Source organism: Rhodococcus sp. 66b (genome assembly GCF_002076325.1).
Taxonomy (GTDB): domain Bacteria; phylum Actinomycetota; class Actinomycetes; order Mycobacteriales; family Mycobacteriaceae; genus Rhodococcus_F; species Rhodococcus_F erythropolis.
Window position 1 is genome coordinate 145485 of sequence record NZ_MUZB01000012.1, and the last position, 24310, is coordinate 169794.

Sequence of the window (24310 nt, forward strand, 5' to 3'; positions counted from 1 at the left end):
CTCCCTTCGTTCCGCGGTTACATCCGAGCCTACAAGTGCTACTTCCCTTCACCGTTTGCATCCTCGGTGTCGGCGATGTCGTCGGATGTGTCCTGAGCGGGCTTGCCGTAGATGAAGGGGACGAGCGCTGCAGCGACGGCAGAGGCCGGGGCGAAACCATCGGCCGTGGGTGCCAGATTTCCCCACACCACCAAGGTTACGTCGTTGACCGGGTCGTACCCCATGAACGAGTTGTAGCCGGGCAGTTCGCCGATGTGGCCGTACATCGGACCCATTTGAGCGATACCGTATCCGTATCCTGCGGATCCTTCGCCATCTGTGGGTTGCACACTGTTCAAACGCAACTCTTGTGTGGCGGGACTCAGGAGCGAACCGGTTCCCAGAGCTTTGACCCATGTCGCCATGTCGTTTGCAGTCGAAATTCCCTGACCTGCAGACCATGTCCACGAGGGATTGTGCCTAGTGGTGTTGGTCGGTTTTTCGGTGCCTGCGGCGATCGCGTCGAGGCGAGATTGTGGGAGAGCCTCTTTGCCTTCGCCGAGCGTTTCGACGTTGCCACTGTAGGTGTAGCCGTCTGCAAACGGAGTCGGGATGCTGGTGTCGGTGTTCGCAGGAAACGACGTCCCTGCGAGTGCGAGTGGCCCGAAGAATCGGTCCGCGAAGATCTGCTGAATCGGCTTGCCGTCCAGCTGCTCGGCGATCAAGCCGAGGAGAACGGTATTGGTGTTGGAGTAGTGATAACCGGTGTCGGGCGCGAAATACGGCGGCTGGCTCAGCCCCATTGCCAGCAGTTCCTCGGGTGTCCACACCCGCTCCGGTTGCTCGTCGAGCGCCCGGTTTAGTTCGAGGGTTTCGGTGTAGTTGTACAGGCCGCTACGCATGTCGAGTAGGTCGCCGATGGTGATGTTGTCGCCGTTGGGGACATCTGGGCGGAACTTGCTGACCGGATCGGTTACCGCAACCTTGCCTTCGTCGACCAACTGCAGGATGGCCGTACCGGTCCAGGTCTTGGTGTTCGAGCCCACGCGAACCTTGGTGTCCAGAGTGGGAGGCTCGTTCACGCCTTCCCTGACCGAACCCCATGTATTGACGTACTTCTGCGTCGGCGTCGTGATCATGACCACCATTGCGATCTCACGGAACTCTTCTGCCTTCTCGGAGACGACGGAATCCATTGCGGCGCTGTCGAAAGACAAGACGGCGCTGTCCGCAGACCCGGCGGAGGTCGGCGGGGACGACGAGGGGGACTCGGAATCGGTTGCGGACGAACAGGCTGAGAGCAGCAATGCCGTAGCGATGCAGGCCACAGCCACTTTGCTGGTCTTGACGTTGTGAAAGGACGTCGACTTCCCAAAAGGGTTCATAGAGGGACTTTAAGCGATACTGCACTCTGCATGCTGCACTTTGCAGTAAATTACGACAAATCAGTCATGCATCCTCAGGAGCGTCCATGCCGCACACCACATCAGTTCGCGCCGTCGCTGCGTTCATCAGCGTCGGAGTAGTCCTCACCGCATGTTCGGCGAAGCCGTCGAATTCCGATTCCGCATCGGCTCCGGCGCAACAGGTTCCCGAGGAGGCAGCCCGCATCATGGCCACCGATCCGTACGCTATGGCTCGGTGGTCCTATCTCTTGGTCGACCCCGCCACCGACGAGGTGGTTTACAGCAACAATGCTGATAGCTCTATGTTTTTGGCTTCCCAGACCAAACATTTCACCGTCGGCACCGCCTACGACACCCTTGGTGTAGACCACACTGTCACCACCCCCGTTTATGCCACTTCTCTCCCCGTCGAGGGCACCCTTACCGGTGATCTGGTGCTGGTCGGCTCCGGTGACCTCGCGCTCGGTGGGCGCAACGCCGCACAAGGCCGATTCGATTTCGCCACCGACGGCATCGACCACGTCTACGCCGATGCCCTGCCAGGAGCCGTTCTCGCGCCCGGTGATCCGCTGGCAGGCCTGAACGATCTCGCACGACAAGTAGCCGACGCCGGCATCACTCGGGTAAACGGCGACGTTCTGGTAGACCCTCGTCTGTGGGACACATACTCGACAGTCGAAGGCCTGGTCCCATCGATTTTCGTCAACGACAACCTCGTCGATATCCAGGCGAGTCCGGGTGCGGTAGGTGAGCCCGCCACCATCGACATGCTTCCCGGTAACGGCCTGTTCCGCGTCGATGCTCAGGTCACCACGGGTGAGGAAGGTAGCGACTCGACTCTGAAGGTTGCGGCCGATCCGTCCGATCCCACCCAGATCAACGTGACCGGGTCCGTGCCGGCTGGAAAGACATCGCTGACTGTCTATCGCATCACCGACGCGCCGACGTGGGCGCGTCAGCTGTTCGTAGAAGCACTGCGACGCAATGGAATCGAGGTTGCATCGGTATCTCGTACGAACAGCACGGCTGCCCTGCCTGTCGATCGGACATATTCAGGAAGTCGACAGGTTGCGAGCCTGCAATCGGCACCAATTTCGGAGTCGGGAGGGATGATTCTCGCGACAAGCTACAACACGGGCGCGAACACTTTCTTGTGTCTGTTGGCAGTAGCGACAGGATCGTCGTCGTGCAGCGACGGTCTGCCCACCGTGCGGGCACTCGCCGAGAAGGCTGGTATTGCAGCATCCGACCTGGTGGTCATGGACGGTCAGGGCGGAGACCCGTCACAATCGACGCCCGCAGCCGTCCTCCAGTGGCTCGACTGGGTGGACCAGCAGCCATGGGCCGATACGTTCTGGGCAGGTCAACCCGTACTCGGTGAGCGAGGTTCGTTGTCGGGCGTGGGAACCGACAGTCCGGCAAAGGGGAAGGTCATCGGTAAGACGGGAACATCCGCCGACGTCGAATCTGACACCGGCAGGTTGATAGTCACTCTTCAAGCGTTGTCGGGTTACATGATCACCCCCGACGATCGCCGACTTCTGTTTGTCGTCGCCGTCAGTGATGCAGTGTTTCCCGACCTGCCTAGGGGAGTGTTCCAAGTCGGGGGAGACGTCGGTGGTGTTGCCGCTGCATTCCAACAAGCACAGACGAATTGACGGGGCGAGTCAGTGGTCCGGCGTTCGGGCGCTCATCCCTTTCGAATGAGGCACGAACGATGTAGGCGCACAGAGTGTCAGCATTGGCGCGCAGCGGTATCGACTGCGTCCCGATGAGAAACGAGTTTTGACATGGGTTCCGTTATCGGAGATCTCCTCCCCATAGCTGTCGGTGTCGCCGTGTCTCCGGTAGCCGTCATCGCCACGATCTTGATGTTGCTCTCCAAGCGCGCGGGTAGCACCAGCATCGGGTTCGCGTTGGGTTGGCTGCTCGGAATCTTCATTGCCACAGTTCTTTTTGTCACCCTGTCCAGTGCCCTCGGTACCTCGGACAATGGACCGTCCGCCACGGTATCGTGGATCAAACTAGCTCTCGGTGTCCTCCTGTTGGCCTTCGGGGTCAAGCAGTGGCGGGGGCGCAGCGGCGAACACGAAACACCGAAGTGGATGCAAGCCATCGACGAGATGACCGCGGTCAAGGGGCTGGGCCTAGGATTCGCGCTCGCCGCGATCAACCCGAAGAATCTGCTGATGTGCATTGCGGCGGGAGTGTCGATCGGCTCGGCGTCGCTGGCGACCAGTGGAGTGATCGCCTCTGTCCTTGTCTTCACGATCATCGCCAGTTCAACGGTCGCGATCCCGGTCATCGGATACCTGGTGGCTGCCGATCGTCTGCGCGAGCCGTTGGCCAAGCTCAAGGTCTGGCTCCAAGACAACAACACCACGGTGATGAGCGTGTTGATCTTGGTCGTCGGAGTTGTTCTGATCGGCAAAGGAATCGGCGGAATCTTCTGATAAACCCTCTTTCAGGTGGTGTGAACGCGGACCGCCGAGGTGGGTGTCCTATCAGGCCAAGTTCACCGCGTAGTCGCCATCGGCGTGGCCGATCAGTTGCCAGCCGCCTTCTATCGGGGACAGTCGGACGTCGGAGAGATTCGTGGTCTCGAGCTGTGGCCGGTCGGTGCCGGGGTACCAGGCTTCGACCTGTCCGGTACCGGTCCCGGTAAACCCGTTGCGCGACAACTCCGTCAGTGTGCCGGGCGCTGCTCGGGGATAAGCACGCGAGAGAGGCCCGGCAAATCCCTCTACGAGCCCGAGTGATTCGCCGGAAGGGCAGTCGATGCGATTCAAATTTCCTTGCGGCTGGTGGGTGTTGCCGTCCCGAACCGGGTGGGGGTCACCGCACGCTTGTGTCCACGACCACCACGCGCCGCCTATCCGGTAGTTGTCGGTGGCGTCGACGAAGCGGTCGACGTCTGCTCCCTGCTCGCCGGCATCCCCGAACCAACCCCATTCGCCTGTCCACAACGGGGCGTCGTACCAGGCGGCAGCGCGGTCGGCGATCTTGAACCCGTCTTCGATTCCGGGGAATTCGCTACTGACTGTTATCGATTCGCTGTAGAGATGTGGCGAGAAGACCACCAGAGGATCGGTCAGGTACTGGCGTGGGGGCAGCGCGTCGAAGCCGAATGCCGACCAGATCGCGCTGGGCTCGAAGAACACGAGGTGCGGAAATCCGCCTGATTCGGCCTGTCTGATGGCGTCGGTGGCCCGCTTGTAGAACTGCCCGATCTGATCAGCGGCGGTGAATGGATCGCGCAGCCCGGGATTCGGTTCGTTCAAAAGGTCGTATCCTGCCACCGCTGGTTCGTCTTTGAACTCGGCGGCCAACCGCGCCCACGTAGCCACGAGGCGACTCTGGATTCCTTGCTCGTCGTCGTAAAACGCCTGGAAGGCATGGGCGATCGCCGGTGCGGCTTCCCGGAGTCCACCGATGTTGCAGGTCGTCCATCCGCCGGTCAGGGTTGCCCACTCCGGTGCGCCGTCCCAGCCGACTCCCGGCTCCATGAAAGACGGGCACGACTGGTCGCTCGGGGTGCCGACGTACGGGCCCCATGCGTCCTGATGCATGTCGAGAACGGTGTAAATGCCGTGATCTTTCGCGTTCTGGACTGCGCCTCGAATCCGGTCGACATACGCAGTGTCGAATGCACCGCGGGTCGGTTCGAGGAGGGACCACGCGACGTTGAGTCGGACGACGTTGAAGCCCAGCGCGGCCATCTGCGCGAAGTCCGTTCTTCCCAGCGGCGTAACGGTGGGTAGACCGGTGCCGTTGGTTGCGTAGTCATTGAGACCGTTGGCGTTCACGCCGCGGAGCAACACCGTTCGTCCGTCGACGTCCTTGATCGTTCGATCTGCGACGGTCAGTTGGGGGAGAGTCCAGCCCGGATCCGGAGGTGAAGCGTTTGCCGCCGGGGCTGCAATCTGGATAGCCAGGATTGCAAGGGTGGCAAGCAACAGCGCGCGCATCCGGTGACCTTTCTAGACAAACGTCCAATTCGGAGATGAGGGTAGCGTGAGAACGCCTCCTCCGGGGCGCTTTGCACCGTGCTGAATAGGCAAGTTTGTCGCGTACGTGAGTCGCTCCACCTGGAATTTGGCCCACGAGGCGTCGCCTGGGCGGGACTGGCGGTGATTTACACTGAGCGCGTGGCACTCTCCCGGACACAGATCTATACCTTTCGCCTTCCGGCCGAGTCGGCTTTCGCGTTGGGGCACAACACTTTGACGGCCATCTTCGGCAACGTGAGGCAGATCGGTCCAACAGCACTGCAGTCAAGCTCGAAGATCAGCTTGTCGAGCTGGGGTGAGCACGTCGTGCTCGAGGTGCGTCCGGCGCCAGGTGGGTCCGCGGTTGCGGTCACGAGTAGTTCGGCGCTCAGTACGCAGTTCCTCGATTGGGGGAAGCACCGAAAGAACATCGATCGAGTCTTTGCTGCCTTTGCGCAATCCGTCGATGAGGCCCAACGGTCAGTGTGAGACAGCAGGCGTCGGCATCCATGAGTCGGTTGTCCGACGGGCTTCGTGCTGACTCTCGAGATAGGCGAGGAGAATGCCGAGCACCGGATGCGCATTGTCCTCGCGCCAGATCAGCGAGTGTGGGTAGACGGGCGTTGGGTTGCGGAGCGGAATGCGTCGCAAGTCGTAACCGGCGGGCCAGAGGTATCGATCTCCTTGGCCGACAAGTGTTGCCAACTCGGTAGATTCGGCGATTGCGTCGAGGAGTGCCTCGGTTCCGAAGTTTGGGCCGATCGCATCAATCGTGAGACCGAATGTGGACGAGAGTTGCTCGTAGTACTCGGACCACTCGGTGCCTGGGACGATGCCGGGAATCCAGATCCGGTGATCGGCGAGTTGAGTCGGGGTGACGGACGGTGAGCCGGCGAAGGGGTGCGAAGGTCCGACTAAGACTTGGAGCGGATCCTCGAGTAGGCCGGTAATTCTGATGCCGTCAGGTACTTCACCGCTCGTCTTCATCACCGCGCGGATGGTCGCGTCGATCTCGCCGGATCTGACGGCAGCGATCGCGGCGACAGCGTTCGAGGTAGACAGAGTGACGACGTCGAGGTCGATTCCAGGGTTGGCGCGGTAGAAGTCCTGGATCAGAACGGCGGGCGCGATCCGACGGTTGAGGACATCGACCCGCAGTGCGCGCCGGCCCGGATGCACAGAGGCGACGGCTCGCTCGTGGACTCGAAGGAATTCGCGTGCATGGGGCAAAAGCGCCTGCCCGTCGATCGTGATCTGTGCGCCCCTCGGCGTGCGATTGAACAGTCGGACATCCAATTCTCGCTCCAGCGCGATGATCCGCTTGGATGCTGCCTGCTGGCTGATCGACAGCTCGTCTGCTGCTGCTTGAAACTGCCCGAGATCGGCTGCCACGACAAAAGTTCGCACGGTGTCGAAGTCCATCTCCCGATCGTATGTACACCACCGATGGTTGTGGCACGGACGCCTCGCAGTTGATTGCTACAGGTCACACAGCTGTGATTCGATCCTCGTTGTCGAATATCGGTGGTCACAGGGGGTGGACGTGGAAGCTCAAAACGCGCGACTTGGTCGAGAATTCGGGTGGTTGTGGTTCGCGTACGTCTCCAGCACTGTCGGCACCTGGGTGGGATTCGGTGCTCTACCCCTCATCGCGATCCAGGTTCTCGATGTCAGCACCTTCCAGGTGTCCATGCTCGCGGCCGCCGGGCTGGCAGTCGGTGCCGTGATTGCAGTACCTCTCGGCGGGAAAGTCGAATTCCTCCGCAAGCGGCCAGTGATGATCACGACGGACCTTGTGCGGTTTTGTGTACTGATTTGCGTCCCGGTGGCATTTGTCATGGGTTGGTTGACATTCACGCTGCTGCTGTTGGTCTCGATCGTTGTTGCGGCAGCCGATATCGCATTCGTGGCAGCGAGCGGCGCCTATCTCAAGCACCTGCTGAAACCATCGCAACTTCTGGTCGCCAACGGGCGGTTCGAATCCACGACTTGGGCCGCCACCGCAGTTGGTCCGCCGTTGGGTGGTGGAGCAATCGGAATGTTGGGTCCGGTTGTCACGGTGATCGCCAACGCCGGTTCATTCCTGGTCTCGGCAGTCGGGTTGTATGCCATCCGAGGACAGGAGGTTCGCCCCGATCGGCGCGACGAGCCGACGCCGAATCTGAAGGCGATGTTCGACGGTTGGAGATTCATCCTCGCTGACTCCGAACTGCGGCCACTCTTTTTCAACACGGTGTTGGTCAACGCCCTCATAATGGCGACCGAACCACTACTGGTTGTTCTGCTCGTGGGCGAACTCGGGTTTTCGCCTTGGCAGTACGGCCTTGCATTCGGCCTTCCATGCCTCGGTGGCTTGATCGGCGCTCGGTTGGCTCCGCGGCTAGTCGCGCGTTACGGGCGACGCAGAGTTATGACCGTCTCCGGTGTCCTGCGAGCCTGCTGGCCAGTTGGACTTGTGTTCGTCGCCCCAGGTGTCGGCGGACTCGTGGTTGTCATCGCAGTTGAATTCCTCTTGATCGCCTGCATGGGAGTTTTCAATCCGATCTTCGCGACCTACCGACTCGAAAGGGTTGCGACTGATCGTGTTGCCCGCGTTCTGACGGCCTGGTCAGTGACCAACAAAGCCGTCATTGCGCTGTTGACCGCAGGGTGGGGTGTAATGGCGGTGTTCACTGGCACACACGCTGCAATCGTCATTTCCGGTGTACTGCTACTTGTTACGCCGATCTTGCTCGTCCGCAGCGCTCCCGAACCTCGACGATTGCCTGGGGAGAAGGAAACGCAGGACGCTACGCCTCGCTGATGGAGGTGTTTGCTTCGACCGAAAATCGATTCTGCGGAGCGGGCCAATTGGTCAGCATCGAATCGAGAGCCTCGAGGATCCTGGACCAGCTTTCGGCGCTGTCCGGCGCACTGTGGCTGAACGATCCACCTAACTCCAGGCTGGCATATCCATGGAAAACGCTGCCTAGCAACCGAACTGCGTGAGTCTGGTCGAGGTCGGTGAGGTTGTATCCGCGCAGAATCGATCGCATCATCTGCGAGTGTCTGAAGCCCGCGCTCGCTGCTGCGTCCTCCGGGGTGAGGCGCATCTGTGACGCGGCGTACCTGCCGGGGTGTGCCTTCGCGTAGTCGCGATAGACGTTCGCGAAGGCGGTCAAAGCGTCGCGGCCGGACCGACCGGCCACGGCGTCGGCAGCCTGGTCTGCCATCTCCTCCAAAGCGAGCAACGCGATTCTGGTTTTGAGGTCGTTCGAACTCTTCACGTGGGAGTACAGGCTTGCGACTTTGACGTCGAACTGCCTGGCGACTGCCGATACGGTCACGTGCTCGAAGCCGACCTCGTCGGCCAATTCCGCGCCCGCCATCGCGAGGCGGTCGGCTGTGAGTCCTGCGCGAGGCATGTCAATCGGTCCTGTTCGTTGGGAGGGTAAACCAGTTGCCTAAAGAGTATAGGCAAATTACTATCAGCAGTAGCAAACTTCCGTAAACGATTTTCAGGTGAATGAAATGCACAGCCAGAGCAGCTGGATTACTACCGAAATTTCCGAGGACATCGTGCGCGGAGCCCTCGAAATCGAACGGACCGAACGCGGTGTGCTGACGCACCGCCTACCTGCCACGGCTCGCACGCAATTCGCTGACGGGCAGATGGCAATGGCGCAATCACAACCGTCCGGAGTGCGGCTAGTATTCCGAACCAGCGCCACGAGCATCGAACTCGATACTCTGCCCACGAAAATGATCTACACCGGCGCTCCGCCGAGGCCGCAAGGGGTGTACGACCTGCTCGTCGACGGCGAACTGGCCGGGCAAGCAAGCGCTACGGGCGGCAATACGGTGACGATCGACATGGCTACCGGTACCGCTCAGAGGCGGTCCGGACCTGTCAGTATCATCCGTTTCGCGGAGCTGCCCGCGCGATCCAAGACCGTCGAGATCTGGTTGCCACACAACGAGACCACCGAACTTGTCGCATTGCGAACCGACGCGCCACTCGAACTCGCGGTTGATACGAAGCGCCGCGTGTGGCTCCATCACGGAAGCTCGATCAGTCAAGGATCCGGCGCTGAAAGTCCCTCCGGCACTTGGCCTGCTCTTGCAGCCTCCGTCGGCGGCGTGGATCTGATCAACCTCGGGTTCAGTGGCAGTGCTCTGCTGGACCAGTACACCGCCCGCGCGATGCGCGACACTTCTGCTGACCTGATCAGCATCAAGATGGGCATCAATCTGGTCAACGCAGACGTGATGCGCCTACGGGCCTTCACATCTGCAATGCACGGCTTCCTCGACACGGTTCGCGACGGTCATCCAGTGGCTCCGCTGTTGGTCGTTTCGCCCGTCTATTGCCCGATCCACGAGGACACACCGGGGCCTGGTGCCTTCGACTTCGACGCTCTTGCCAGAGGCGAAATGCGATTCGTTGCCACCGGAGATCCCGCCGAGCGGGCATCCGGGAAGCTGACGCTGCGCTCGATTCGGGAAGAGTTGGCGCGCATCGTAACCCAGCGGTCAGTCGATGATCCCAATCTGCATTACGTCGACGGGTGTGATCTCTACGGTGCCGCGGAGAACGAAGAGTTGCCGCTTCCCGATCAGCTCCATCCGGACGCTGCAACGCATCGTCTCATCGGCGAACGCTTTGCCCAACGTGTATTCGCAGACGGCGGTGTATTCGCCGGCGAGGTGTAATCGCCGGCGAGGTGTAATCGCGCAATCTGATTCGGCTCACACCACCACTCACATCACGGTGAGCCGAATCAGCGGGTACTTGCGATCGGACTTGCTCTGGTACTTGGCGATTCGGGGCTGGGCGGTGGCCACTTGGTGCCACGCATGCTCGCGATCGTCGCCTTCGAGTTCGTGAGCTGTGACTGGTACGACATTTCGGCCGGGCATCTCGATAGACACTCGATCGGGATGCGCCACCACATTCGAGTGCCAGTCCGGGTTTCGACCGCCGCCGCCCGAAGCCACGATCAACAGACCGCCCCTGCCGTCGGACAGGTGCATCAGCGGAGTCTCTCGGGGTTGCCCGCTGCGTCGGCCTACCGTGTGCAGGATGAGGACGTCCATTCCCATGAACGTGCCCTTCCCGCGCCGAATCTTGCGATTCGTGCGGGCGTTCGCGTTCCGCTGCATCCACCGTGACAGTGCGCCGGGACCGCCGGACTTCGGTTCGCAGTGATTCCCGATGGGATCTCTCGGTGTTGGATCCGTCTGTGCCATGGTCGGCTACCTCCAGTTTGTCGGCGTGAGCGTCGTTTCGACAAACCTATGAGGCTTGCGGGCTCGGTGCTTCTCGATTTCTGATCACTGTGTTTTCCGGTCACTGTGTTTTCTGATCGGAGTTCACACGATTTGACCCTGACGTAGCGTGAGGGCTCACGATGACTTCATGACCGACACCTACCCTGCATTCGACATCAGCCCCGTCCCTGTCCCTGCGACCGATGCCGTGCCTCCGGAACAGTTCCGAGGTCTCTACGGTATGCCGATGTTCGTGTCTGTTCCGACTTCGGATCTGGCCGAATCGGCAGACTTCTGGATCCGCGGGCTCGGTTTCTTCGACCTCTTTTCGGTGCCTGATCGACTGACGCATCTGCGGCGCTGGGCATTTCAAGACGTTCTGCTCGTGCCCGGCGAGCGAGCAGATTCACCACCGTCCATCAGCGTGAGCTTTGCGTGTGTGCTGAGTCAGATCGACCAGATAGCAAAGGCGTGTGAGGAATTGCGGCCCGGATGCACCAGCGGTCCAGACCTGAAGCCGTGGAATTCACTGGAGTTGGAGATCGTGACACCGGAGAACGCGCGTGTGATCATGACGGCCGCTCGTCCGTACGACCCGAACAGTGCCGAGGCCGAGCATCTGCGAGGTATGGGAATTGACGGACCCGACGACTGAACAGAAGTCTGACGCGGTGGTCTCGCGCGCCGCGTCTGTCAAACTGGATGCCGTGACGGATCAACTCTTCGGAGACGAGGCAGACAATGCTCTTACCGTCGGTGCTGCCGCATCTCGGCTGGGCATAACTGTACGTACCCTTCATCATTGGGAAGCAATCGGTTTGGTGTGCCCGTCCGGGCGCAGTGACGGTGGCTACCGGCTGTACACCGACGCCGACCTCGGCCGAATTGGTCGCGTACTTGTCTACCGCGACGTGGGCTTGTCGCTCGACGAGATCGGGATATTGCTCGAATCGCCGGCAGCCCACGTGGACGAAACACTGCGCGGGCAGCGCGCCGAGTTGCGACAACGGATTGCCGACTTGGAGCAACGGGGCGAGTCCTTGGATCGCATCATCGATGCCAGGAAGTCCGGTGTGCTGTTGCCGGCAGACGAGCAGGTGTCGATCTTCGGCCGACACTGGCAGCCGTCATGGGGGCCGGAGGCGCACGAGCGTTGGGGTGACAGTGCGCAGTGGGCGCAGCACGCGGAACGGTCGGCGGGTAGGACCGCTGAGGATTGGCAGAAGATCACCGACTGCGTCGAGGCGCTCAACGAAGATCTGGCGTTGGCGTGCCGCGCGGGTGTCGAACCGGGAAGCGCCGAGGCGAATTCGCTGGCAGAACGCCACCGAGCGTCGATCGGGGTCTACTTCGACTGCACACACTCGATGCAGGTGTGTCTGGGACGGATGTACGTGGCCGATCCGGGATTCTCCGAGTTCTACGACGCGCTGTTCTACGAGACGGTCGAGGCCGGTCTGACCGCGTGGCTCCGCGCTGTCATCGATGCGAACGCTCTGGCCCATGGAGTTGTCCCCGAATCGGCGACATGGGTGTGAGTGAGCTGGTGGTCGCTCGTCAGTCCAAAGACGCGCAGGCAGTGCACCACGGTCGGCCGTCGACCCCGGGGGCACGATGGGGTACTGCGATGCGCGCGGCCAAGATGCAACTTTCGTTGTCGTGATAGACGTCGAGGTCCGAAGGTTCCGTCGAGTGGAACGCCGGGACCTTCATGTCTACCTCCGTTGTCACTCGCCAGAGAGTTGGCTCGTTGCGGTAATCCTCCCACCCCAGCGATCATCTCGCCTGTCGGAAGAAGCAGGTGTCAAGGCGGGGGCCGACACGTGCTCTCCTCGCCGCGCGATCATGGAGCCGCACAGCGGTTTACAGGTGTGAGAGCCTGATCACCCTTCCGGCCGAACCGATGCGCACTGCGCGCGCGGTGTGATCTTCGACGGCGCTCACCGCAGAGAATCGCACAGGGATAGGCTGGACGAATGCGTGGAGAGTACAAGGTTCCTGGTGGAAAACTGGTCGCGGTCGACGTCGAGGTGGCGGACGGTCGGCTGGCCGAAGTCGCAGTCTCGGGGGACTTCTTCCTCGAGCCCGACAGTGCGCTCGACGACATCAACGCGGCGTTGCGCGGAATGCCCGCCGACTCGGATGCAGAACAGTTGGCACAAGCTATCTCCAGTGCGCTCGACGAGTCCGTCTCGATGATCGGCTTCACGCCGCAGTCGGTCGGTATTGCGATCCGGCGCGCACTCGGTCACGCCACGAGTTGGGCGGATCACACGTTCGACCTCATCCCACCGGTGGTTCTGGACCCAGCGATGCACGTCGCGCTGGACGAGGTCATCGCGCGTGAGGTGGCATCGGGTGAGCGTCCGCCGACACTGCGATTCTGGGACTGGGACTCGCCCTTGGTCGTGATCGGATCGTTCCAATCCGTGCGTAACGAGGTCGACTCCGAGGCTGCTGCGCGGCACGGCATCGGCGTGGTGCGCCGAATCTCCGGTGGCGGCGCGATGTTCATGGAACCTGGCAACTGCATCACGTACTCGTTGGCAGTACCGGCGTCGTTGGTCGAAGGTTTGAGTTTCGAGCAGTCCTACGCGTTTCTCGATCAGTGGGTGATGGGAGCGCTGGCCGAGGTGGGTATCAACGCTCGGTACGTGCCGCTCAACGACATCGCCTCGGACAAGGGCAAGATAGCCGGCGCCGCTCAGAAGCGATTCGCGTCCGGCACCGTGCTCCATCACGTGACCATGGCCTACGACATCGATGCGGAGAAGATGACGCAGGTGCTGCGAATCGGGCGAGAGAAGATGTCGGACAAGGGAACCAAGAGCGCAGCCAAGCGGGTCGATCCGCTGCGTTCTCAAACCGGAATGACGCGTGCAGCGATCCTGGAGTCGTTTGCTCAGCACTTCCGCGGCCAGTACGACACCCGTGACGGCGACTACACGGACTCGGAGTTGGAGCAGGCGCGCAAGCTGGTGGACACGAAGTTCAGCACCGAAGCGTGGACTCACCGCGTCCCGTGACGCCGTTGTCTCGAGACACCGACAAACCGGGACGAGACCCGAGAGGTCTCGCCCCGGTCGACCTAGCTGGCCGGAGTCGTTGAGTTTGCCCCGAGAAGTTCAGCGTCGTCGTCGACGACGGAGTTCCTCTTCGGAATGGTGAAAGTTGCGCTCACACACAGGATTGCGATGACGAAGCACACCAGTGTGTACCACAGGTTCCCGATGGGATCTCCAGCGCTGGTGGAACCTTCGACTGCGTCGAAGAAGTCCGGAAGCGCACTCGCCCACAGTACGGCCATGACAACCAGGTACACCACGCTGTAAATCTGGACGAACCTGTTGGTGTGTGCAGGAGCGTTCGATTCTGCCGAGCGCAGGTTTCTCCACTGGCGGACGAGAACCACGATCGCGACCACTGTGAGGACGGCGAGTTCTGCCGCATAGAGGAACCCACGAACGGTGTCACTGCCCATCCCGAAGACCGTCGCCGGGAGCGGGAGAATGAACGTGCCCAGCGAGGCCAGCAGGCCGATCACGATGGTGCGCCAAACCAACTGAAGCCCGGAGAAGTGCTTGCCGGCATCGACATGCCGTCCGACGAAGTACTGGACGCAGAATGCCAACGACATCGGCCACAGAGCGGCGAAGACGACCACGCTGGGGAGTGGAACCGCGTCGAACATGGGTTGGTTGATCGGGTTCGACGTCGACCACTCCCACCACCGCAACTGGGGTCCGAGGTGATCGAAGATTTCGTAGAACGCATGGTGGACGAAGCCGACGCAGACTGCGCCCAGCAGTGGACCGTATTTGCGGAAAACGCCGAGCATTCTGACTATTTCGAAGGCCAACGTCGCCATGAGCGGGTAGATGGCAATGATGTACAGCGGCAGTCGACCCCACATGAAGTCGACGGTGAACACGTTGTGCGCGAACATCGTGTCCACTTGTTCTTCGATGCCGAAGGCTGCCGGGAAGTACAGCGGAGGCTCGATGATGAACAGGTAGGCGGTGGCGCCGAACCAAAGGACCAGGTTGGTGGGGTCGCCGTTGCGGCGCAGTCGCACGATCGCCAAGACCAGTGCGAGTACCGAGCCGACGATGATCGTCCATTCGAGTACGGGCAGGGTCCAGTTCTCGAGGGCCGCCGGGTTACGGAACTCGACGAGTCCACCTGCTTCCTGACAGGAGAAACCGAGTTCTGTTGCCAGTTGGGCAAACGTGGGGGAGCAGTGTTCTGCCATCAGTTGGCCCCTGACGTGATCGACTCTTGTGCCTGAGATTCAGCGGTGTACCAGCGTGTGCAGTCGTAGCCGTCGTCGTAACGCTTGAACCACTGGTCGGCCAGTGCGGGGAGCTTCTCGTGGTCCGGGTTGTGATTGGGCATCTGGCTGCGGAAGACACCGCCGAGCGCGACGAGTTGTTCGCCGAGTTGTAGGTGATCGAAGGCGCGGGGCATGGTGCCCTTGGTCAGGTAGGGCGCAAACGACGTCAGAATCTTCTGCTTGGTGCGGTGCATGGCGAACATCGACAGTGAGTCGACTTGCCGTTCGGAGAGTGGAACGTGCTGGTTGAACCCTGCACAGGCGATGCGAATCACCTTCATGACGTGCGCGAAGATCGACGGCGCCATTCGCATCCGGTAAAGCTCGCTTCCGACAACGGAATTGAAGATGATCAGTGCCGAGCTGCGATGCTCGACCTCCTCGACGAAGTGCCAGATGAACAGTGATGCGACGCGGTCGTCTCCCGGACGGAACAAGGTCGCCTCGTTGTCGAGCATCAGTTTGAACACCGGTGTGAAGGTCGCCTCCAGATCTGCGGTGTACGCGAGCCGGTAGTTCAACGAGGTCGCCTCGGTGAGCAGATCGAATTCACCGATCACGGCGTCGAGTGTGTTCTGCAGTCCGGGGTATCGCCTGATCAGAGCTTTCACATGTTGGCGGTGGGCGGTCGAGTGGTGGCCTTCTTGACGCATGAATGCCACGGCTTCCTCGGCGACCTCCGGATCACTGATCCGCGACTTGGTTTGCATGATCATCTTCACGATCATCTTTTCGAAACCGATGGCCAGGAACGAGACCGCGTTGGACATGCTCGACCAGGCCGGATTCTCCGGGTTCCACAGGAAGGGAACGTCATGATCCTCGAATCCGAAATCCATCTTTCGGGGCTGAAGGTTGGTCACTTGTCGAACCTCGTCTTTCGGAGGGGCTGGTCAGGTGGCCGCTCTGGCACTCGAAGCCACGTGTGGCGGTAATCATACATATTGATGTGCAGTTGTATGTTCACTTTCGATGACGGGAGTGGATTCGGGGAAAGCAGATGCAAAACCTGCCTGTGTTAGCCTGTGGCTCTTGGACTTCGAGCGCAAAGACATGGTTCGAGCCTCGTTCGAGCGAGGAAGTGGGCAGTGGCACGAAGGCGTGGGTGGGGCGGCAATCCACCGGACAACGACGAAGATGCGTCACGTCGAATTGTCGAGGCCGCAGTCGAGCTGATCGGACGGACGAGTTCGGAAATCAGCATCGGCGACGTGGCGGAGTCACTGGGCGTGATCCGGCAGACCGTGTATCGATACTTCCCCAGCGCCGACGCTCTGATGCGGGCAGCGGCGATCGCGTCGGTCGACGGCTACCTCGATCGACTCACCACACACGTGAGCGGCATCGAAGATCCCGTCGAGGCGATGACCGAGGGTGTTCTCTACACACTGACTCAGGTCCACCGAACACCGCATCTCGGCATCCTTCTCACAAGCACGAATTCGAGTCTGCACCCGGAGGGTCTGACCTCTCAGGAGGCGCAAGCCTTCGGAATGGCGATGATCAACCGCTTCGACGTGGACTGGGTGCATTACGGCTACGACGACGCGTCACTTCAGGAACTGGTCGAATACGTCCTGCGGACGATGCAGTCGTTTTTCCTCGCGCCTGGCGACCCACCGCGGAGCGATGAGGAACTGCGGCGATACCTAAGGCGCTGGATGGGTTCTGCGATCATCGCCCAGGCAAATTCTGTCAGCGATGACCCGATCAGCGCAGGACTATCGTCAAAGCAACGGCACTGACGCACGCGGCGATGACGACGGTCAGTGCGAACAGGTCGGCGAGCTGAGGGCGCTTGGGGTACGCCGCAATCAGTCCAGTGCCCCCGCGAGCGGAGATTGCTTCGCCCATTTCGGCAGACCGCCGAATTGCCACGGACATGGTTGTGGTGATCAGGTCGACTATCGAATTGTCGGCCGCGCTGTTCACCACAGCTTTCGGGCGCAGTCGTCGCGCCGCTACCAGGGTGAGCATCTCGTCGATCAACAGTGGAAGTGAACGAATGCAGAGGGCGGTCGCGATGGCCCACTCGTCGACCGGGATCTTGAATATTCGCAGCGGTCTACCGAGCGTTGCCAGTGCCGGCGCCACGTCGCTCATCGACGTGGTCCACGCCAACATCAGTGAGACGCAGAGCAATACAAGACCGAACGTCACAGCTTGCAGGTAGATGAACACCGCGTCGATGCCGATCGGAAGGTTGATCAACGCGCCGAGCAGGATCAGCGCCCACAACCACCACGGAGGCCGGGGAACTGCAGTCGGGGGGATACGTCCGATCACCGCGGTCAGCAACAACAATCCCAGTACGACGCCGATCGCCGGCCAGGACGGCGCGGCCACGACCACGATGCTGACGAGAACGACGGCAACGATCTTCGTTCCGGCCCACAATCGGTGGATCGGCGATGAAGTCGGGACTTCGCGCAGAAGTGTTGTCACGTCGTCGATCCTTCCAAGGCACTGCTGGCGGCAGGGTCGAGGATGCGACCCTGCGACAGTCGAATTGTTCTGCTGCAGACGGCATCCATGCCGTCGACATCGTGGGAGATGACGACTACTGCGGTTCCGTTCCGACGAATCCACCTGAGTACGTTCAGGATTTCGTGTCGGCCGGGTGGATCGAGCCCGGCCAATGGTTCGTCGAGGATGAGTACTCGGGGTTGGCGGACGAGGAGACCGGCCAGTACGACGCGTCGCATCTGTCCGCCGCTCAACTCGTCGATACTGCGGCCGGCGATGTGACGGTCGAGTCCGACGGCGTCGAGCGCCCAGGAGACTTGCACCGATCCGATCTCCGGACCGCCGGCGGCCTCGATGTCTTCGGCGACGGTTCGGCGTTGCAGCTGCAGCCTCGAGTGTTGGAACGTCAGACCGACAGTGCCGAGCTGACGCGAGACGGGTTTGCCGTCGAAGACCGCGGTTCCCCGGCTCGGTGCGATCAAGCCCGCCATGATCCAGGCCAGGGTCGATTTACCGGAACCGTTGCCGCCCAGGACCAGTAGCCCGTCCCCGTCTCCGATGGTCAGATTCACGTCCGAGAGTGCGCGCCGCGACCACGGAGTCCGGTCGTTGTAGGTGTGGGTGACATCGGTGAGTTGGAGGACAGTTCGAGTGCCGGCCGGCCACGGCGCAGACGGCGGACCCGCGAACGTCGACGTCATCCAACCGGGTTGGTGATCGATCTGCCGTCCGCGTTGTAGTTGAATCACCCGATCTGCGTTGCGGGTGTCGGCGTGGTGATGGGTGACCAGCACCACGGCCATCGGATGGCGCTGGGGCAGTTCGGCGAGGAGCGAGACCAATTCCTCCCGGCCGGCCTGATCGACCATCGCGGTGGCTTCGTCCGCGATCAGCAGAGCGGGGCGACGAGCCAGAGCGGCAGCAACCGCCAGACGTTGCATCTCGCCGCCGGACAGCCCTGAGGTCTCGCGCATGCCCATGCCCGCGAGTCCCACCTCGGCCAGCAGTGCATCGACGTCGGGATGCGACTCGGGCGGAAGCCCCCAGACGACGTCATCGGCGACGCGGGTTCCGAGGATCTGGCTCTCGGGACGTTGGAGGACGACGGCGGTTCCGCCGTGTCGACCGAGACCGGCGGACCCGGGCCTCGTCAGGGTCCCGACGGTCGGTGCGCGACCGGCGAGCAACCGGGTGAGTGTGGACTTGCCCGAGCCGTTGTGGCCGACGACGGTGACGAACTCTCCTCGTCGGACCGTGAAGTTGACGTCGACGAGCGCCGGCGTCGATGCACTCGGATAGGTGAAGCCCACGTGATCGAAAGTGACCGGTAGCGGGTCGATCGGACGGTCGTCGGGAGCTGTCTGGAGCGGGTCGGCCGAGGGGAGTGCGGCCAATCGATCGAGGACGGCACCGAGGACAAAATAGGAGACGACGGTGCTGAGGACGATTCCGGAGCTGATCGACAGGCCGATCCACAACCACCAGTAGTCGATGATCGAGCCGATGCTGTTCTCGATCCATTCGGCTGCGCCGACCAGCGTCGGGGCACGCTTCAAGATTGCGGCCACGCCCAGCGCGGTGTTCTCCAGCGAGGTCAACAACAAGGTGCGCAGGGGCGCGAGAACAAGCAACAGGACTATGGAGAACAACGCCAGCGCGGGTCCGATGACAAGCGACGACAGCAACGCGGAGATGAAGCCGAGACCGCGCCGCTTGACCGTACCGATGATTCCGCCGAGGAGAGCGCTCAGCGCGACCGCCGCCGCAGATCCCGAACCCGCTGCGACGAAAGCGACCGCAGTAGCCGAGACGCCGGCCGTCATCACGGCGCGGACTCGAAAGCGCTGGGCAACAATTCCCATCGGAACGGCGGCCACGAGGTTGAGGGCGCTGGCCATGGGGATGACCGTGGCAATGACGGACAACGCGACCGTGAATCCGGCCATGACGGCACCCGTTGCCAACTCGAGTGGTCGAAGGTTGCCGGTTTCGCGGACTTGCGGACGGTTGCTCACTACGTCCAGTGTGCCAGTGGTGACATAACTCCTGCCCGACTGATGGTGAGCGCATCGGCACGATTGCGTAGGCTTCACCTCAAACAATGCATCGGACGGAGCGTGGAAGACGTGAGTGCAGCACCCATCAGGGTCGGGGTTCTGGGAGCCAAGGGCAAGGTCGGTCGAGCGATCTGCGAGGCAGTGGAAGCTGCTCCCGATCTGGAACTTGTCGCTCAGGTCGATACCGGTGATCGCATCGAGACGTTCGTCGACACCCGCACTCAGGTAGTCGTCGATTTCACGCACCCCGACGTCGTCATGGGAAATCTGGAATTCCTCGTGGCCAACGGAATTCACGCCGTGATCGGCACCACCGGTTTCGACGAGTCCAGGCTGGCGACTGTGCAGTCCTGGCTCGACGAGCAGCCTGCAACGGGTGTTCTGATCGCCCCGAACTTCGCCATCGGTGCTGTGTTGTTGATGCGCTTCTCGGCTGCCGCGGCGCGCTTCTTCGATTCCGTCGAGGTCATCGAACTTCACCACCCCAACAAGGCAGATGCTCCCTCGGGCACCGCATACCGAACGGCCGCCATGATCGCCGAAGCTCGCGCGGAAGCAGGCGTCGGACGCAGCCCTGACGCCACCACGACCGAGCTCGAGGGTGCGCGTGGAGCCGACGTCGACGGAGTCCGGGTTCACTCCGTGCGGATGGCCGGACTGGTCGCGCATCAGGAAGTGATTCTCGGAACTCAGGGCGAGACGCTGACCATTCGCCACGACTCGATCGACCGGAATTCGTTCGCGCCGGGCGTTCTGCTCGGTGTCCGCCAGATCGGGTCACGTCCGGGCCTGACGGTCGGTATCGATTCCTTCCTCGATCTATGAACAAGACCACCCGCACCCTCGCGCTGATCGTTGCGATCTGTATCGCGCTCGCGGTGTACTTCGTGTTGCTCGGCCAGCGCGGAATCCAGCTCATCCAAGACGGAGGCGGCGCCGCGATCGGTCTCGGGATCGGCGTGCTGATCCTGCCGTTCCTGGGGCTGTGGCTCGTCATCGCCACCCTTCGTGCCGGCTTCACACACCAACGCCTCGCGCAGCAGATTCACGACGAGGGCCTCGCTGTCGATGCGTCTTCACTTCCGAAATTGCCTTCGGGCCGGATCGAGCGGGCGGCCGCCGACGAGTTGTTCGCTCAGATCAAGGTCGACTGGGAAGCAGACCCGGACAACTGGAAGCAGAACTTCCGACTCGCTCGCGCCTACGACTATGCCGGTGACCGAAGCCGGGCACGGGAAACCATGCGCCGCGCAGTGGAACTGGAACGTCGGTCGCGAGGTAAGTAGTTTCTCCCTGCTGTGAACAGGGGTCTGCTGGGATGCTACCGCTCCGGAACTGTTGCGGGAGAAGACGGATCCGGAGTGGTGGGGTCGAATGGCGGCGGGTTGTTCGGGTCGAAGCTAGTCATCGGCACCGAACACGTCGCGCCCACTTCGGGATACGTGTTCGGGTTGACTCGTAGCGCCGAGACGAATTGATCGATGCGAGCGTCCTCAGCGTTGTCGAGTTTGAGTTGACGGCCCCAGGACTGCAGCGAGATAGGCGAATCCAGGGTCGGATACGGCGACATCAAGGTGTAGCTCATGCCTTCGACTCGCTGTGCCAAGCGCGCCTGATCCTCACTCGAGACCAGGTCGGGGTTGTACGTGATCCACACTGCCCCGTGCTCGAGGGAATGGACCGCATTCTCGGTTCGAATGGCTTGCGGGTAGACAACTCCGGTGCAGTTTGCCCAGACCGAATCATGGCGACCACCGAAGGGCGGTGAATGTGTGTACGCCACACGTTCGTTCGGCCGTACGTGTTGAGCTGCCGGGTAGTCGACCGTGACAACTCCGTCGATGGATTCGGACGGATCCGGATTGTCGACGCTCGGAACAAACGCATCCGGTCGAGGTGTTCCTTCGAGAGAATTCGCGCACGAAGCCAGCGCGAGAACTGTCGAGATCGCCACTGTTGCTCGAAGTTGTTTGTTCACTCGGCCATGATAGCGGCGCCTGTCCGCTTTCCCGAGACGTGAATCGACTACGACCCGAGAGAGCTTGTGGTTCCGCCCGAGCGCGCGATGTCACTGGCGCCTCGAAGAATTCGGAGCGGAGGCAGCGGCCCTTGGTATGCCTCGGAGCCACTGATCAGATCACCGGCCGCGTCGAACGCGATCGCTTCACCTTGTGGCTCGTCGGGAAGGGGCACACGAATAGGATTGGTGGTCAAGGCTTTCGCGACATCGCCGTCGGGAGCTGTGTAGAGGTAGACATCGGTGTAGTTGCGCAGCGCTACCACCGTGCCGTCTTTGCTCACGGCGCCTCCGGTGACAGCCATCGTTCCGGCATGGGGGACCGGTCCACCGGAAGTGAGGGTGGGAGTAAATCTGAGCTGACCTACCTTGGCCAACATGGTCGGCGACGCCGTACTCAGATCCTGAACCTGCTGTCGTTCAGCGGTTGTGTAGACCACGCTTGCGCCCAGGTAATCCTTGGTGACGATGACGGGAAGCCCGTCGCTCTGGATCAGCAGTGTCTCGGCATCGTGCGCCCCGTCCGGATAAACCAGGGGGTAGGAGGTCGCGGCACCTGAAGTCGGATCGAGTTCGATCAGCCCGATCGACGTTCGTACCGCGTTGTTGTCGCCGATGTCTGCCAGCCACAGGTGGCCGTCTGGAGTCGATGAGAGATCCTCGACATCGACACGAGGGGTGCCCACGCTGATCCAGCGCTGAACGTGGCAGTTCGAATCGAGTTCGGCGACTCGATCATCGGAGCCGCTGTCGCCGATTGCGTATATCCCGGCCGCGGTGACGGTGAGTCCGGACAGCTCGGAAAGGCCTTCATCGGTGGGTGTGCACAGTACGTCGAAGACGCGCGGGGCCTGTTGCGCCGCCGCCGGAACAGTGTGAACGCCGACGACTGCGGCGGCGAGAAGAACCGATCCGGCAGCCGCAGCGACTGAATGGGCGAGCGGGCGATTCCACATCACGATGCAGTCCTCCAGGCCGAAGAATCGGGACTTAGTACCCAGAGAATACTGGACGTCCGTCTCACTTTGTCCGAATTCCAAGAAATCGCGCTTGCCGAGACGTCGTGATGCGTCAGTGATTCGCTGAGTGAATGTTGGTGCAGGAGGGGATACTCGACTCACCGGAGATCGGCGGCAACGAGCAGGAAGTGACGAAGCGATGGCGAAGCGTGATTCCGAAAAGCAAGGCGCAGATTCCCCGTCTCAGTTGATCGACCAGCGAATCGAGGAACTCGGAGACTGGCGGGGCGAGATGCTCTCCCGGATACGAACTCTGATCAAAGAGGTGGATCCGGATGTGGTGGAGGAATGGAAGTGGCGAGGAGTTCCCGTGTGGTACCACGCCGGAATGATCTGTACCGGTGAGACTTACAAGAGTGCAGTGAAGGTAACTTTTGCCAAAGGCGCATCACTCGACGACGCCTCAGGTCTCTTCAACTCCAGCCTCGAGGGCAATACGAGACGGGCGATCGACTTTCACGAGGGTGAAGCCGTCGACGAAAAGGCGTTCAAGGCACTCGTTCATGCCGCGATTGCCCTGAACACCTCGAAGAAGTGATGCCTGGTCAGAGCTGATGTTCAGCGAGGTCGAACGCACTGAGTAACGTGCGGAATTTTGTACTGGTCTCTCTCAGCTCGATTTCCGGATCGGAGGAAGCGACGATTCCGCCGCCTGCGTACGCCCGCGCCGAGAGGCCGTCTGCTGCAATCTCGGCGCAACGAATAGCCACCATCCACTCGCCGTCTCCGGTTCGGTCGCACCAGCCCACGGCACCGGCGTAGAACCCGCGGTCCCCTTCGGTCGCGGTGATGTGCTCGCGTGCGGCGCCCGTCGGTGTTCCGCAGATGGCGGGGGTCGGGTGCAGCGCCATTGCCAGCTCGAGCGAGGTCAGGCTCGGATCGGCCAGGACACCTTCGATCTTGGTCCCGAGGTGCCACAGTTGCGGTGTCCGAAGGAGTTCCGGTGCGCTGGGTGCATTGAATGATGTGCACAGTGGTCCGAGTATCGCGCTGATGGAGTCGACGACAAACGCGTGTTCGGCGAGATCTTTGGTCGACGCGCGGAGTTGCTCGGCATTCGCCTCGTCCTGATCCGAATTCGGGTGCCGTGCAATCGAGCCCGCCAACGGGTGGCAGGTGACGACGTCGCCTCGCCGTTCGATCAGAACCTCGGGCGTCGAGCCGACCAGCGAACGCCCGCGGTACTTTCCTCCGGCGGGGGACAAGTCGACGCAGAAACCGTTGTGCGCGTGATCGAGTGCAATCAGTTTCTCGGCCAGAGCGGCGGGCAAGATTGTGGACTCGGCCTCGATGGTCAGGGAGCGTGCGAGGACAACTTTGTCGAGTTCGCCTGCTCGAAGACGTTCGATGGCGCCGCGGACTCTGTCGGTGTGGATCTGCGCGCTGGGTTCGAATCCGGCTACCCGCGAAGTGGGTAGCGCCGGTACGTTCGAGTGATATAGATCACCGCGGACTCGTGTGAACCTCAGTGGCGCGGTGAGGGCGGACGCCGTCTCCGGTGAGAACGGCAGGGCTCCGACGACCGAGTCGATGCGCCCCGTTTTGAGGGCTTCAGCGGCGTCGAAGGCCGAGTCGAATTCTTCGACTACTCCCGAAGTACGGATCGACGTTTGCCTACGTGAGAGCAGGAAAACGGAGTCCGTTTCATCGTCAGTCCGGTTGTTGCGCAACGGGAATTCGGAGACTTCGGCGAGTGCTGACATGGACACCCTTCCAGTTCGACAGGATTACTTGCTATGTTGAGGCTAGCCTTAGTTTGGGTGAATTTGTGTCCTGAGCATCCGGGTTGTGTAC

Annotated in this window: 25 protein-coding genes; 12 read left to right on the top strand and 13 right to left on the bottom strand. The window is 61.5% G+C overall.

The window, feature by feature from the left end:
* Positions 1–38: 38 nt before the first annotated feature.
* Positions 39–1364: a serine hydrolase domain-containing protein gene (locus B0E55_RS22465; protein WP_060939615.1), complete on the bottom strand. Its 1326-nt coding sequence runs from the start codon at positions 1362–1364 to the stop codon at positions 39–41.
* An 86-nt stretch (positions 1365–1450) separates the two neighbouring features.
* Here B0E55_RS22465 and B0E55_RS22470 point away from each other — a divergent pair, with 86 nt between their 5' ends.
* Both B0E55_RS22470 and B0E55_RS22475 read left to right on the top strand, forming a co-directional pair.
* Positions 1451–3043 carry a D-alanyl-D-alanine carboxypeptidase/D-alanyl-D-alanine-endopeptidase gene (locus B0E55_RS22470; protein WP_060939614.1) on the top strand — a complete coding sequence of 531 codons (1593 nt, stop codon included), beginning with the start codon at positions 1451–1453 and terminating at the stop codon, positions 3041–3043.
* Positions 3044–3175: 132 nt separating this feature from the next.
* Positions 3176–3838: a GAP family protein gene (locus B0E55_RS22475; RefSeq protein WP_080910492.1), complete on the top strand. Its 663-nt coding sequence runs from the start codon at positions 3176–3178 to the stop codon at positions 3836–3838.
* Between the two features lie 51 nt (positions 3839–3889).
* Here B0E55_RS22475 and B0E55_RS22480 read toward each other — a convergent pair whose 3' ends face one another.
* Positions 3890–5353, bottom strand: coding sequence for a glycoside hydrolase family 5 protein (locus tag B0E55_RS22480; protein WP_080910493.1), 1464 nt, complete (start codon positions 5351–5353; stop codon positions 3890–3892).
* 180 nt (positions 5354–5533) lie between these two features.
* Between B0E55_RS22480 and B0E55_RS22485 the strand changes: the two genes are divergently transcribed.
* Positions 5534–5863 carry a hypothetical protein gene (locus B0E55_RS22485; protein WP_133053431.1) on the top strand — a complete coding sequence of 110 codons (330 nt, stop codon included), beginning with the start codon at positions 5534–5536 and terminating at the stop codon, positions 5861–5863.
* Here the strand turns inward: B0E55_RS22485 and B0E55_RS22490 are convergent.
* A complete protein-coding gene (locus B0E55_RS22490) occupies positions 5855–6796 on the bottom strand; it encodes a LysR family transcriptional regulator (protein ID WP_080910495.1) in 942 nt (313 codons plus the stop codon). The two genes, B0E55_RS22485 and B0E55_RS22490, sit on opposite strands and share 9 nt — an antisense overlap.
* Before the next feature lie 121 nt (positions 6797–6917).
* Between B0E55_RS22490 and B0E55_RS22495 the strand changes: the two genes are divergently transcribed.
* Complete coding sequence (locus B0E55_RS22495) at positions 6918–8177, top strand: MFS transporter (protein ID WP_097388197.1); 1260 nt, start codon at positions 6918–6920, stop codon at positions 8175–8177.
* Here B0E55_RS22495 and B0E55_RS22500 read toward each other — a convergent pair.
* Positions 8164–8778: a TetR/AcrR family transcriptional regulator gene (locus tag B0E55_RS22500; RefSeq protein ID WP_080910497.1), complete on the bottom strand. Its 615-nt coding sequence runs from the start codon at positions 8776–8778 to the stop codon at positions 8164–8166. The two genes, B0E55_RS22495 and B0E55_RS22500, sit on opposite strands and share 14 nt — an antisense overlap.
* 106 nt (positions 8779–8884) lie before the next feature.
* On the opposite strand from B0E55_RS22500, the gene B0E55_RS22505 reads away from it, so the two are divergent.
* Positions 8885–10066: a GDSL-type esterase/lipase family protein gene (locus B0E55_RS22505; protein WP_080910498.1), complete on the top strand. Its 1182-nt coding sequence runs from the start codon at positions 8885–8887 to the stop codon at positions 10064–10066.
* Between the two features lie 48 nt (positions 10067–10114).
* Here B0E55_RS22505 and B0E55_RS22510 read toward each other — a convergent pair whose 3' ends face one another.
* Positions 10115–10603, bottom strand: a complete 489-nt coding sequence (locus tag B0E55_RS22510) for a nitroreductase family deazaflavin-dependent oxidoreductase (protein ID WP_080910499.1) — start codon at positions 10601–10603, stop codon at positions 10115–10117.
* 169 nt (positions 10604–10772) lie between these two features.
* On the opposite strand from B0E55_RS22510, the gene B0E55_RS22515 reads away from it, so the two are divergent.
* Complete coding sequence (locus tag B0E55_RS22515) at positions 10773–11279, top strand: glyoxalase/bleomycin resistance/dioxygenase family protein (protein WP_031331575.1); 507 nt, start codon at positions 10773–10775, stop codon at positions 11277–11279.
* Between the two features lie 52 nt (positions 11280–11331).
* On the top strand, positions 11332–12162 hold the full coding sequence (locus B0E55_RS22520) for a MerR family transcriptional regulator (RefSeq protein ID WP_241896122.1): 831 nt from the start codon (positions 11332–11334) through the stop codon (positions 12160–12162).
* A gap of 19 nt (positions 12163–12181) precedes the next feature.
* Here B0E55_RS22520 and B0E55_RS31700 read toward each other — a convergent pair whose 3' ends face one another.
* The gene (locus B0E55_RS31700) at positions 12182–12355 is read right to left on the bottom strand and encodes a hypothetical protein (protein ID WP_155404261.1); all 174 of its coding nucleotides are present in this window, start codon (positions 12353–12355) and stop codon (positions 12182–12184) included.
* A 245-nt stretch (positions 12356–12600) separates the two neighbouring features.
* Between B0E55_RS31700 and B0E55_RS22525 the strand changes: the two genes are divergently transcribed.
* Positions 12601–13650: a lipoate--protein ligase family protein gene (locus B0E55_RS22525; protein WP_080910501.1), complete on the top strand. Its 1050-nt coding sequence runs from the start codon at positions 12601–12603 to the stop codon at positions 13648–13650.
* Positions 13651–13712: 62 nt separating this feature from the next.
* Here the strand turns inward: B0E55_RS22525 and B0E55_RS22530 are convergent, their stop codons facing one another.
* Both B0E55_RS22530 and B0E55_RS22535 read right to left on the bottom strand, forming a co-directional pair.
* Positions 13713–14876, bottom strand: a complete 1164-nt coding sequence (locus B0E55_RS22530; protein ID WP_080910502.1) for a DUF7802 domain-containing protein — start codon at positions 14874–14876, stop codon at positions 13713–13715.
* Positions 14876–15820 (bottom strand): metal-dependent hydrolase, encoded by a 945-nt coding sequence (locus B0E55_RS22535; protein ID WP_029255210.1) that lies wholly within the window; start codon positions 15818–15820, stop codon positions 14876–14878. The genes B0E55_RS22530 and B0E55_RS22535 overlap by 1 nt, the downstream gene beginning before the upstream one ends.
* Positions 15821–16045: 225 nt before the next feature.
* Between B0E55_RS22535 and B0E55_RS22540 the strand changes: the two genes are divergently transcribed.
* Positions 16046–16702 (top strand): TetR/AcrR family transcriptional regulator, encoded by a 657-nt coding sequence (locus tag B0E55_RS22540; protein WP_021344025.1) that lies wholly within the window; start codon positions 16046–16048, stop codon positions 16700–16702.
* Here the strand turns inward: B0E55_RS22540 and B0E55_RS22545 are convergent.
* Positions 16668–17402: an energy-coupling factor transporter transmembrane component T family protein gene (locus B0E55_RS22545; protein WP_020907480.1), complete on the bottom strand. Its 735-nt coding sequence runs from the start codon at positions 17400–17402 to the stop codon at positions 16668–16670. The genes B0E55_RS22540 and B0E55_RS22545 overlap by 35 nt on opposite strands.
* On the bottom strand, positions 17399–19438 hold the full coding sequence (locus tag B0E55_RS22550; protein WP_080910503.1) for an ATP-binding cassette domain-containing protein: 2040 nt from the start codon (positions 19436–19438) through the stop codon (positions 17399–17401). Before B0E55_RS22550 ends, B0E55_RS22545 begins: the two co-directional genes overlap by 4 nt.
* Positions 19439–19540: 102 nt before the next feature.
* Here B0E55_RS22550 and dapB point away from each other — a divergent pair, with 102 nt between their 5' ends.
* Positions 19541–20305 carry a 4-hydroxy-tetrahydrodipicolinate reductase gene (gene dapB, locus B0E55_RS22555; protein ID WP_019748144.1) on the top strand — a complete coding sequence of 255 codons (765 nt, stop codon included), beginning with the start codon at positions 19541–19543 and terminating at the stop codon, positions 20303–20305.
* Positions 20302–20766 carry a hypothetical protein gene (locus B0E55_RS22560; protein WP_020907483.1) on the top strand — a complete coding sequence of 155 codons (465 nt, stop codon included), beginning with the start codon at positions 20302–20304 and terminating at the stop codon, positions 20764–20766. Before dapB ends, B0E55_RS22560 begins: the two co-directional genes overlap by 4 nt.
* Before the next feature lie 35 nt (positions 20767–20801).
* Here the strand turns inward: B0E55_RS22560 and B0E55_RS22565 are convergent, their stop codons facing one another.
* Both B0E55_RS22565 and B0E55_RS22570 read right to left on the bottom strand, forming a co-directional pair.
* Entirely contained in the window at positions 20802–21458 is a 657-nt protein-coding gene (locus tag B0E55_RS22565) for a DUF3105 domain-containing protein (protein WP_019748146.1), read from the bottom strand.
* Between the two features lie 47 nt (positions 21459–21505).
* Positions 21506–22453, bottom strand: coding sequence for a hypothetical protein (locus B0E55_RS22570; protein WP_241896125.1), 948 nt, complete (start codon positions 22451–22453; stop codon positions 21506–21508).
* 202 nt (positions 22454–22655) lie between these two features.
* Between B0E55_RS22570 and B0E55_RS22575 the strand changes: the two genes are divergently transcribed.
* Entirely contained in the window at positions 22656–23054 is a 399-nt protein-coding gene (locus B0E55_RS22575; RefSeq protein WP_020907486.1) for a DUF1801 domain-containing protein, read from the top strand.
* A gap of 7 nt (positions 23055–23061) precedes the next feature.
* Here B0E55_RS22575 and B0E55_RS22580 read toward each other — a convergent pair whose 3' ends face one another.
* Positions 23062–24219 carry an isochorismate synthase gene (locus tag B0E55_RS22580; RefSeq protein WP_041814965.1) on the bottom strand — a complete coding sequence of 386 codons (1158 nt, stop codon included), beginning with the start codon at positions 24217–24219 and terminating at the stop codon, positions 23062–23064.
* Positions 24220–24310 lie beyond the last annotated feature (91 nt).

Coding starts and splice junctions, on each gene's coding strand:
- B0E55_RS22465 (WP_060939615.1), bottom strand. CDS start 1,364: ATGAACCCTTTTGGGAAGTCGACGTCCTTTCACAACGTCAAGACCAGC.
- B0E55_RS22470 (WP_060939614.1), top strand. CDS start 1,451: ATGCCGCACACCACATCAGTTCGCGCCGTCGCTGCGTTCATCAGCGTC.
- B0E55_RS22475 (WP_080910492.1), top strand. CDS start 3,176: ATGGGTTCCGTTATCGGAGATCTCCTCCCCATAGCTGTCGGTGTCGCC.
- B0E55_RS22480 (WP_080910493.1), bottom strand. CDS start 5,353: ATGCGCGCGCTGTTGCTTGCCACCCTTGCAATCCTGGCTATCCAGATT.
- B0E55_RS22490 (WP_080910495.1), bottom strand. CDS start 6,796: ATGGACTTCGACACCGTGCGAACTTTTGTCGTGGCAGCCGATCTCGGG.
- B0E55_RS22500 (WP_080910497.1), bottom strand. CDS start 8,778: ATGCCTCGCGCAGGACTCACAGCCGACCGCCTCGCGATGGCGGGCGCG.
- B0E55_RS22505 (WP_080910498.1), top strand. CDS start 8,885: ATGCACAGCCAGAGCAGCTGGATTACTACCGAAATTTCCGAGGACATC.
- B0E55_RS22510 (WP_080910499.1), bottom strand. CDS start 10,603: ATGGCACAGACGGATCCAACACCGAGAGATCCCATCGGGAATCACTGC.
- B0E55_RS22515 (WP_031331575.1), top strand. CDS start 10,773: ATGACCGACACCTACCCTGCATTCGACATCAGCCCCGTCCCTGTCCCT.
- B0E55_RS22525 (WP_080910501.1), top strand. CDS start 12,601: ATGCGTGGAGAGTACAAGGTTCCTGGTGGAAAACTGGTCGCGGTCGAC.
- B0E55_RS22530 (WP_080910502.1), bottom strand. CDS start 14,876: ATGGCAGAACACTGCTCCCCCACGTTTGCCCAACTGGCAACAGAACTC.
- B0E55_RS22560 (WP_020907483.1), top strand. CDS start 20,302: ATGAACAAGACCACCCGCACCCTCGCGCTGATCGTTGCGATCTGTATC.
- B0E55_RS22570 (WP_241896125.1), bottom strand. CDS start 22,453: ATGTGGAATCGCCCGCTCGCCCATTCAGTCGCTGCGGCTGCCGGATCG.
- B0E55_RS22575 (WP_020907486.1), top strand. CDS start 22,656: ATGGCGAAGCGTGATTCCGAAAAGCAAGGCGCAGATTCCCCGTCTCAG.
- B0E55_RS22580 (WP_041814965.1), bottom strand. CDS start 24,219: ATGTCAGCACTCGCCGAAGTCTCCGAATTCCCGTTGCGCAACAACCGG.